Here is a 7,776-nt window from a genome sequence, read left to right on the forward strand (position 1 = left end):
CGAGCAAATCGTCGAAGATCGCGGCGAGRTACTGGTTCTCCGACGCCTGYGCCAGCATMARRCTGACCAGCCKGTTGCTGACGACGAAATCATCGGCCTTGGTCACCGCCGCAAGCTCGCGGTTGCGCACGTCGATCATCTCGCTGACGATGGAGATGTGCAGGCCGGCATCATCGGCGATCTTGCGCAGATGCAGCAGCGTCACCAGCGTGCGCGTATCGGCCGGCTGCGCTGCCATGGTTTCGCTGTAGCCGAGGACGAGCACATGGTCGTAGGAAGGCACGTCCAGGCTTACCAGTGCTGCGCTGCTCGACGTGTCGGTGATGCGGCAGGTAACCGACAGATTGTTGCCGGCAACCGGCAGTCCGGCAACTTCCTGCTCGAGGCCTGGCGTATCGGCGGCGATGGTCAGGATCGAACCAGGCGCGACATAGCGCGACAGTTCATAGGTGATGATCGGGCCGCGCCGGTTCCAACCGAGGATCAGCGTGCGCTCCGGCTTCGCCTCGACGGACCGTGGCCCACGGATCGCCGCCGCATCGATCTTGATCCCGGTGCTTCCCAGCTTAATGGCCGCATCGTCCTCGGCGATGATGATGGCGCGCATGTCCTTGGCGATCACCAGGTCCGACGGCGGGTTGAGATTGACGCGTCCTTTTTGGTCGCAAAGCCCGATCAGCGCGCAATGCTCATACGCCATCACCGCCTCGCCGAAGGTCTTGCCGGTGAGATCAGGCTGCTCGGTCGTGTAGATTTCGCAGCCGTCGAAATCGAGCAGCTCCGAATAGACACCGCTGAGACCCGACTGCCGGCTTGAATGCACGACGATGCGCGAGATCAGCTGGTCGGCCAGCACGAGCTGCACCTCGGCCCCGCCGACGACGCGGGCGACCTCGGCATTCTTGCCGTCGCGGATCTCGGCGGCGATGTTGTAGGGGTCGGTGCGCCGGTTCGGATCGTTGACCAGCGCCAGCACCGTCTTGATGACCTGCGAATCCGGATCGTCACCGTCCGGCGACAGAACGATGACCGACCGCGAGGTCTGCGGGTTGACGATGGCGAGATCATAGAGATCGGTCGGGTCGCCGCTGCGGCAGATGATGCGCGTGTTGCCCAGTTTGCCGACCTTGGCCGCGATCTCGTCCTCCATCKCGACCTTGTCCATATTSGCCATGACGACGATGCGCGGAYGGCGGCGGCTGGCATTGGCGATGACGAGTTCGGAGATGACGTCGAAGATCGACGGCGACCAGTTGAGGATGATGGTGTGATCGGCCTCCAGCACCCGCGAACGGCCCTTGCGCAATTCATCGAGCTTGCCGTCGACGCCGGCGCTGAGCACGCCGATGAGAGCCGACACGACGAAGATGCCGGCAAGCGTGACGACCAGCATGACGAGGCGGAAGGCCCAGCCGGTGTCGCCGCCCATCGTGCCGGAATCGAGCGTGCGCATCAGCGATTCCCAGAACGCTTCGAAAAAGTTCAGCGGCTCGCCGCCCTCCGGCGCGATGCGGGTCACCGCAAGGAAAGCCGCGGCGGCGATGATGATCAGCAGGGAAACGACCGCGAGCCAGCCGATCAGCGCGATCGGGCCGGCGGCCATGCTCTTGTCAAACCCGTAGCGCAGCCGGGTTCCCAGCGAGTCTCGTTTCTTCATGTCGCCGGTGCCCCCGCACTATCCCCAAGGTCGATGCGCCAACGCAACGCCGAAGCCGCTCTCTTAACGCAATTCCAGGAAAAGTGTGAACGGTTTTCCGTCCGGAATTGCGTCAAAACAAAGAGTTAGAGCGGTTCGCCGTTTCCGTGAAACGGTGAGCCGTTCTAGCCTGTGTTTGGATGAAGGGGAATCGCTATTCGCGTGTTCACGGCTAAGGGATCCGCAGCGATGGCGAACCGCGCGAGGCGGCAGCCATTTCGCATGGCCGCTACCAGACCATCGGGATCAGGCGGTAGCGAACCTCAGTTGCATAGTCGTCATATCCGCGCAGGCCGGTGCGAAGCGTTTTCTCTTCGATGAAGGTGCGGATGGCCAGGAGAACGACGAACACGAGCACCAATACCAGTCCCCACCAGGAGCCGAGCAGAAGCGCCGTGCCGGCGAAGAAGAGGATGGCGCCGGCATACATCGGATGGCGCACGTAGCTGTAGGGGCCAGTGGTGATCACGCGCTGCCCGCGCTCGTCCTGGATCTTCACCACCGGTGCCGCGAAACTGTTCTCCAGCATGGTCAGGTAGCAGATCCAGATTCCGACCAGCAGGACCAGCGCGCCGACCACCTGTGCCCAGACGGGAACCACCGACCAGCCGAAACGGACGTCCAGCCCCATGAAGACCTGCCAGCCGAAGATGGCGATGAGAAGTATCGACAGCAGGACCTTGTCGGCAGGGGTCTGCTTCTTCTGGATGGGAGAACCCAGTCGCTCATTCATCAGGCCGGGATCGCGCCGCGCCAGTGCCATCCCCAAGGTGAGACTAAGCCCCACCATCCCCACCAGATAGATCCAGGCCCCCGGCCAGTGCAGCGTGCCGGCCGACAGAAAGAGCAAGGCGCCCTTGACGCCGAACCAGATGACTGTCTGAAGAACCATTTTCGCGATCATGATCGACCTTCCACGGTATGCCCCCGCGGCATTGGCTGAAACAGACCAACGGTCTATCATACCGACCAGTGGTCTGGAATTCAAGCGAACGATCCGATATCCCGTGCTGGACGGGAACGGCCATCGCGTGCAGAAGGTTCGTCATGCCCCGTRTCATCAAGCATCCAGAGATCAGACGAGAAGATATCCTGGACCATGCCCAGGCCCTGTTCCTGACGCAGGGCTACGACAGAGCGAGCCTCAACGACGTGATTGCGTCCGCCGGCATCTCGAAGGGCGCCTTCTATCACTACTTCGCCTCCAAGGAGGCACTGCTCGAAGCATTGGCAGACCGCTTCGCGAGACAGGCATTGGCTGGTGTCCAGGGCATACTCGACGATCGCGGCCTCGACCCGCTTGGCCGCCTGAATGGCCTGCTCAGCCRGTCTCGGCAGGCCAAGATCGAGACCGCGGCGGAGGCCTGGGCTCTTTTCGAGACGATGTTCCGGCCCGAAAACCTGGTGCTTTTCCATCGAATCAACCTGGCGGCCAGCGCGTCGTTTTCACCCCTGCTGGTCAGGATCATCCGCCAAGGTGTCGAAGACGGCACCTTCAGGACCTTCGACCCGGAAGGTGTCGCCGACATCGTCATGCAGTTCGGCTTGGCCACGCATGACGTCGTCGCCAAGGCGATTACCGGCGGCAGCGACGCCGATATGGAGGTCGCGATCGAAGTGCTGGAAAAACGCGTCAGGCTCTACGAGATCGCTCTCGACCGCATACTCGGCCTTCCCGATGGAAGCATCCGGATCGGCGAGCCCGGCTATATCAGGACCGTCATGACGGCCCGGCGGCAAACGAGTGCAGACAAGACGCGGTGATTTGCCAGGTCTGAAGCCTACTCCTYGCCCCAGCGGGGCCGGCGCATCGAAAAGACCTCACTGACACTGGCATAGTCCATATAGCCGAGACGAGCGACATTGCCGGCCTTGGTGATGTCGAACAGGCCGTCTTTCAGAAAGGCATCGTCGATGTGCACGCCGACCACTTCGCCGGCGACGACGACGGCGCTTGTCGGCGTACCGTCCAGCGCCTTTGGGCGAAACACCTCCGTCACCCGGCATTCCAGCGCGGCAGGCGCTGCCGCCACGCGCGGCGGCCTAACGAGACGCGAAGGCGCCATGGCGAGATCGGCATAGACGAATTCGTTGACGCCGCGCGGCGCATTGACAGAGGTGTAATTCATCTTCTCCGCAAGATCGCGGCCGACCAGATTGGCAACGAACTCGCCGGTCTCCTGGGCGAAGGATGCGCTGTCCTTCTCGCCCTCCGAGGAGAACCAGACGATGAACGGCCGCGTCGAAACGGCGTTGAAGAAAGAGTATGGCGCGAGATTGATCTCGCCAGCCTTGTTCAGCGTCGATATCCAGCCGATCGGGCGCGGCGCCACGATCGCCTTCGATGGATCATGCGGCAGCCCGTGCCCCTTGGACGGCTCGTAAAACATTTTTAGCCCGCCCAGGGTCCTGCGTAATCGGCATAGAGCTTTGTCGGATCAGGCCGTGGCCGCTCCGGCGCCGGGCCGGCATAAGAGCCGATGTGGATGAACCCGACGACTCGCTCCTGCGGCGCCAGTCCGAGGATCGCCCGGCCCTCCGGCACGTCGGAATACCAGTTGCTGATCATGTTTGTGCCATAGCCCAGCGCATTGGCTGATATCATCAGGTTCATCGCCGCCATGCCGCCGGACAGGAACATCTCCCATTGCGGTATCTTGGGATTCTCTTTCGGCACCGACACCACGCCGATCACCAGCGGCGCACGCGAAAAGCGCGCCAGTTCCTGGTTGCGGCGGCCCTCGGGCAGCGGCCCTTCCCGCTGTTCGGCAAGCTGCGCCAGCTTCCTGCCGATCTCGATGCGGACATCGCCGCGATAGAGGATGAAGCGCCAGGGCTCCAACCGGCCGTGGTCGGGCACGCGCGTGGCGGCGGCGATCATGGTTGCAATATCGGCGTCGCTCGGCGCCGGCTCCTTGAGTTCCGGAATCGGCGCTGAATTTCGGGTCAGCAGGAAGTCGATGATCGGCGACGCCATGGGCGCAAGTCTCCTAAAACACTCTGTTTTGAGCTGAAGCGCACCATCGGGAATTCGGGCGGCTCGGGCAAAGGCGCGCAAGCGCCGGGCTGAAGAGTCTTCGATTGGACTCTTAAGCCTTGAAATTGCCACCGCCATGGGCTTCAACGCAAGGCATGTTTGAGGGGCGACTGCGTCTTTTCCTGGTCTGGCTCTGCGCCGCACTGTTCCTGCTGCCGGTCTCCTTGGCTGCTGCGCAGGAAAAGGACGGCGTTAGCGACCTGAAACTTCCGGGAATTTCGAGCTATGCGACGCCGAAGAGCGAAACCCCGCTGGCGCTTGGCGGCGGTGGCTCCATCACTTTGTCGGCCCAGCTGACCGACAAAGGCACAGACATCAGCCGCGGCCTCGTCTGGCGTGTGTTCAAGCCGGAAGCCGTCAACGGCAAATTGCCGATGGTCGCCTCCGCGCATGGCGGCAGCGCCGTTTTCCAGCTCGAACCCGGCAGCTATCTGGTCCACGCGTCCTACGGCCGCGCCGGTGCCACCAAGCGCATCACTGTCGGCAAGGAAGCCAAGCGGGAAAGCCTCGTGCTCGATGCCGGCGGTTTGAAGCTTGACGCGGTTCTGTCCGGCGGCGTGCGCATTCCGCCGAAAAAACTGCGCTTCTCGATCTATGAGGGCACCGCAGAGGCCAATGGCGACCGCGCTCTGATCATTCCCGATGTCGAGCCCAACAGCGTCGTGCGGCTCAATGCCGGCATCTACCATGTCGTCTCGACCTACGGCGCGGTCAATGCGGTCATCCGCTCCGACATCCGCGTCGAGGCCGGCAAGCTGACCGAAGCCACCGTCGAGCACCACGCCGCCGAGATCACGATGAAACTGGTGCGCGAGACCGGCGGCGAGGCCATCGCCGACACGTCCTGGTCGCTGCTCAATGAATCCGGCGATCCGATCAAGGAGACTGTCGGCGCCTTTGCCTCGATGGTGCTKGCCGARGGCGACTACACCATCATCGCCAAGAACCGCGACCGCATCTACCAGAAGGATTTYRCCGTYGTSGCCGGRCAGAAYCAGGAAATCGAGGTTCTGGCCACTGAAGCCGCGGCGATGGACCCTGAAGAAGGCGCCGACTAGCCTTCAGGCTGCCAGCTTTGTCCGTGCCGGCAGGAAGGGTATCCGGCGGCGCGGCACCTGCGGCGCCAGATCAAACACACCGCGGTAAAGCCGGTCGAGCAATATCTTGCGGTCGCGCAGCGGCTCCAGTTCGCCCCAGCTCAGCACATCGCCGACGCGCACGTCGATCGCCTTGCCGGACAGCCGCGCGAATTCGTGGATGAGCATCGAAAGCCGCAGTGTCAGCGACGCCTTGCCGACGAACTTGGCCACGCGGCCATCGCGCTCGGCCATGTTCATCGGCCCGCTSACCAGRTGGAACAGCCTGCCGTTCTGTCCGGAAAAATGCATCGGAATGACGGACGCCTTGGCATCCTGGACCAGGCGTGCCGGAAACATCTTCCATGGCAGGTCGCGCGCCCGGCCAAAGCCTTTCGGCGCGGTGGCGACRCCRCCAGCGGGAAACACCACGATGGTGACGCCTTCTTTCACCAGCCGCACCGCCTCATGGCGCACGGCCATGTTGTTCTTCAGCGCGTCCTTGGTCTCGGAAAAATCGATTGGCAGCGAATAGGGCTCCATCTCGCGAATCTTCAGCAGATCCTTGTGGATCATCACCCGRAACGGCCGCCCSAGCTGCTCKGCCAAYGASAGCACGGCAATGCCGTCGCCGATGCCGAACGGATGGTTGGCMACGATCACCAGCGGYGTGTCCGGCAATGGCGCGGGCGGCCATTGGTCGGCGGTCCGTATCCGCACGTCGATCAGGTCGAGCATGCGGCTGAACACGCGCTCGCCCGATGGCACCACCTGGCGGCGCCAGAAATCATAGAGCGCGGCATAACGGTCGCGCCCCGACAGGCCTTCGATGGAATGGATGACCCAGCGCGTCAGCGCCGGCTGGTGCGGATTGGCGTAGGAAAGTTCGGGAAATGGTTTTTCGCGCAATTTCAGCTTGAGCATAGCGATTCGTTACAAGATCGGCGTGACAAGGATGTGAAAATGGCGGTGGATCGCTCCACCGCCATCACCAAAGTGCTGTTCAATCAGGCAGCGCGTTTGCGCCTGCGGTCCGGCGTCACCGCTTCCTCGGTCAGCCGTTCGATCGCCTCGGCAAGACCAAGCGATTCCTGGTCGCGCGAGCCGAGCCGGCGCATGTTGACCGTCTGTTCCTCCGCCTCGCGTTTGCCGCAGACGAGGATGACCGGCACCTTGGCCAGCGAGTGCTCACGGACCTTGTAGTTGATCTTCTCGTTGCGCAGATCGGCTTCCGCCAGAAGCCCGGCAGCCTTCAGCTTTGCCACCACTTCGGTCGCATAGCCGTCCGCCTCGGAAGTGATCGTCGCCACCACCACCTGCAGCGGCGCGAACCACAGTGGGAAATGGCCGGAATAGTTCTCGATCAGGATGCCGAGGAAACGCTCCATCGAACCGCAGATGGCGCGGTGGACCATGACGGGCTGCTTCTTCTCCGAATCCGAGCCGATGTAGAAGGCGCCAAAGCGTTCCGGCAGGTTGAAGTCGACCTGCGTCGTGCCGCACTGCCATTCGCGGCCGATGGCGTCCTTCAGCACGTACTCGAACTTCGGCCCATAGAAGGCGCCCTCGCCGGGATTGATCGAGGTCTTGATCCGGTTGCCCGACCGCGTTCTGATCGTCTCCAGAACATTGCCCATGATCGCCTCGGCATGATCCCACGCCTCATCGGTGCCGACCCGCTTGTCCGGCCGTGTCGACAGCTTGACGCTGACCTCCTCAAAACCGAAATCGGCATAGGTCGACAGGATCAAATCGTTGATGCGCAGGCATTCCGCTGCGAGCTGCTCCTCGGTGCAGAAGATGTGCGCATCGTCCTGCGTGAAGCCGCGCACGCGCATCAGCCCGTGCAGCGCGCCTGATGGTTCATAGCGATGCACATTGCCGAATTCTGCAAGTTTTACGGGCAGATCGCGATAAGACTTCAACCCATGCTTGAAAATCTGCACGTGGCCCGGGCAGTTCATCGG

Annotated in this window: 8 protein-coding genes; 2 read left to right on the forward strand and 6 right to left on the reverse strand. The window is 62.6% G+C overall.

What is annotated here, in order from left to right:
* Positions 1-1,657, reverse strand: a 1,657-nt coding sequence (locus tag AC1DX0_RS27130) for a CASTOR/POLLUX-related putative ion channel (RefSeq protein WP_477357476.1), incomplete at its 3' end; no start/stop codon positions are given.
* 268 nt (positions 1,658-1,925) lie between these two features.
* Entirely contained in the window at positions 1,926-2,600 is a 675-nt protein-coding gene (locus tag AC1DX0_RS27135) for a methyltransferase family protein (RefSeq protein WP_477222352.1), read from the reverse strand.
* Between the two features lie 143 nt (positions 2,601-2,743).
* Between AC1DX0_RS27135 and AC1DX0_RS27140 the strand changes: the two genes are divergently transcribed.
* Positions 2,744-3,460 (forward strand): TetR/AcrR family transcriptional regulator, encoded by a 717-nt coding sequence (locus AC1DX0_RS27140; RefSeq protein WP_477357478.1) that lies wholly within the window; start codon positions 2,744-2,746, stop codon positions 3,458-3,460.
* 17 nt (positions 3,461-3,477) lie between these two features.
* On the opposite strand, the gene AC1DX0_RS27145 is transcribed toward AC1DX0_RS27140, so the two are convergent.
* Complete coding sequence (locus tag AC1DX0_RS27145; protein ID WP_477357480.1) at positions 3,478-4,086, reverse strand: flavin reductase family protein; 609 nt, start codon at positions 4,084-4,086, stop codon at positions 3,478-3,480.
* A gap of 2 nt (positions 4,087-4,088) precedes the next feature.
* Positions 4,089-4,673, reverse strand: coding sequence for a nitroreductase family protein (locus tag AC1DX0_RS27150; RefSeq protein WP_477222349.1), 585 nt, complete (start codon positions 4,671-4,673; stop codon positions 4,089-4,091).
* Between the two features lie 155 nt (positions 4,674-4,828).
* Here AC1DX0_RS27150 and AC1DX0_RS27155 point away from each other — a divergent pair, with 155 nt between their 5' ends.
* Positions 4,829-5,791, forward strand: a complete 963-nt coding sequence (locus AC1DX0_RS27155) for a hypothetical protein (protein WP_477357482.1) — start codon at positions 4,829-4,831, stop codon at positions 5,789-5,791.
* Positions 5,792-5,794: 3 nt separating this feature from the next.
* Here AC1DX0_RS27155 and AC1DX0_RS27160 read toward each other — a convergent pair whose 3' ends face one another.
* Complete coding sequence (locus tag AC1DX0_RS27160) at positions 5,795-6,733, reverse strand: lysophospholipid acyltransferase family protein (RefSeq protein ID WP_477222347.1); 939 nt, start codon at positions 6,731-6,733, stop codon at positions 5,795-5,797.
* An 83-nt stretch (positions 6,734-6,816) separates the two neighbouring features.
* Positions 6,817-7,776: threonine--tRNA ligase (thrS, locus tag AC1DX0_RS27165; RefSeq protein ID WP_477357484.1), on the reverse strand; the 960-nt coding region annotated here is incomplete at its 5' end.

It is taken from the genome of Mesorhizobium sp. P3_A9, assembly GCF_056402975.1.